Annotated in this window: 2 protein-coding genes; both read left to right on the plus strand. The window is 61.3% G+C overall.

Annotated features, from left to right (window positions below; all coding sequences use genetic code 11):
* Positions 1-883 (plus strand): sigma 54-interacting transcriptional regulator (locus EN964_RS33025; protein WP_164776271.1); only part of this gene is annotated, 883 nt, incomplete at its 5' end.
* A gap of 403 nt (positions 884-1,286) precedes the next feature.
* Positions 1,287-1,952, plus strand: a 666-nt coding sequence (locus tag EN964_RS33030; RefSeq protein ID WP_127277332.1) for a DUF882 domain-containing protein, incomplete at its 3' end; no start/stop codon positions are given.

Here is a 1,952-nt window from a genome sequence, read left to right on the forward strand (position 1 = left end):
TGAGAAGGGCTCGTTCACCGGCGCCACCGACAAGCACACGGGCAAGTTCGTCGAAGCGCATTCGGGCACACTGTTCCTCGACGAGATCGGCGACCTGCCGCTCGACGTGCAAGTCAAGCTGTTACGCGCGGTCCAGGACGGCGAGGTCGATCCGGTGGGTGGGCGCTCGACCGTCAGGGTCGACATCAGGCTGATTTCGGCGACGCACCGCAACCTCCTGCAGCAGGTCAAGGACGGCAAGTTCCGCGAGGATCTGTTCTATCGGCTGAACGTCTACCCGATCTTCGTGCCGCCGCTGCGCGACCGCCGCGACGACATCCCCTATCTGGTCACCCATTTCATGGAGAAGGTGGCGCCGGCCGACCCGCACCGTCGCCTGCAGGGTATTTCGGCGGCAGCGCTCGCCGTGCTGCAGGCCTATGACTGGCCTGGAAACATCCGGCAGCTCGAAAATGCCGTCTTCCGGGCCTCGGTGCTTTGCGAAGGCGATGTGCTTTCCGCCGAGGACTTCCCGCAGATACGGGCGCAAGTGGAAGGCACCGTCAACCTGGATATGGACGGCGATGCGCCGGCGCCCTCCCAGTCTTTGCAGGAGCGCGATGACGAAGCCTTGCCCGGCGAGGGCGGCCCAGCAATCGCGTTCGATCCGCCGGCAAGGCTGCAGCCTCGCTTCGGCACGTTGCGGGCGCTCGACGAGCGCGGCAATGTGCGGGCACTGGCCGATGTCGAACTCGAGATGATCAAGCTTGCCATCGATCACTACAACGGACAGATGAGCGAAGTCGCCCGCCGACTCGGGATCGGTCGCTCGACGCTCTATCGCAAGCTCAAGGAACACGGCATCGATCCGGAGACGGGCCGCGTAGACCGGCTCGCCTCCTAAGGGCGATGCCGGGCTGAGCTTCGGAATCCGGCTTGCCACAAGGCCGACGCCAGCTTGCAATGCCACAGCAGGCCTTGTATCGCCGTTTCGGCGGCATTGTGGCTGTGTCATGGACAGCTCTGTTCACGCATTAAAGCTAACGGTAACAGATCGTGTTCGGGCCGAAGGCGGAAATCTGATCTAAACCAGCGGTTTACCAAGAAACCTTGTGAACAATTTTTGACGGGATATCGCCACGGTGTTACCGCATTTCGGCTTCAATAAGCGATGATTAACCATTAGGATCGATATTCGGGTGTGCTAATGCCACATCCGTTTGGACAAATCCGGGGACAAACGGCAGCCTGCAAGGCCTTTTGATTTGAACAGAATCGAACGACACACAAACAGGCGGCACCATCATTTGAGCATCTGGCCGAAGTGGCTGGCAGTGTTGGTTGTCGCTTTTGGTTTTGTTGCCGCGGCTGCGAGCGGAGCCAGCGCCGAAACACGGTCGCTGAAGCTTTATCATCTCCACACCCACGAGAAGGCCGAGATCGTCTACAAGCGCAACGGCCGCTACGTTCCCGAGGGTCTCAGGAAGATCAACATCATTTTGCGCGACTGGCGTCGCAACGAGCCGACCAAGATGGATCCGCGCCTGCTGGATCTGGTCTGGGAAGCGTATCGGGAAGCCGGCGCCACGGACTACATCCAGGTCATCTGCGGCTATCGCTCGCCGTCGACGAACTCGATGCTGCGCGGCCGCAGCAGGGGCGTCGCCGAGAAGAGCCAGCACATGCTCGGCAAGGCGATGGATTTCTATATTCCCGGCGTGCCGCTTAAGAAGCTGCGCAACATCGGTCTCAAGATGCAGGGCGGCGGCGTCGGCTACTATCCGTCATCCGGTTCGCCGTTCGTCCACATGGATATCGGCAATGTGCGCCATTGGCCCGGTATCAGCCGGCAGGAACTGGTCAGCCTGTTCCCCAATGGCAAGACGCTGCATGTGCCGAGCGACGGCAGGCCGCTGCCCGGCTTTGAGCAGGCGCTCGCCTCCTACAAGGCGCGCAAGGGTTCAGGCTCGCCG

Source organism: Mesorhizobium sp. M7A.F.Ca.CA.001.10.2.1 (assembly GCF_003998575.1).
Classification (GTDB): Bacteria; Pseudomonadota; Alphaproteobacteria; order Rhizobiales; family Rhizobiaceae; genus Mesorhizobium.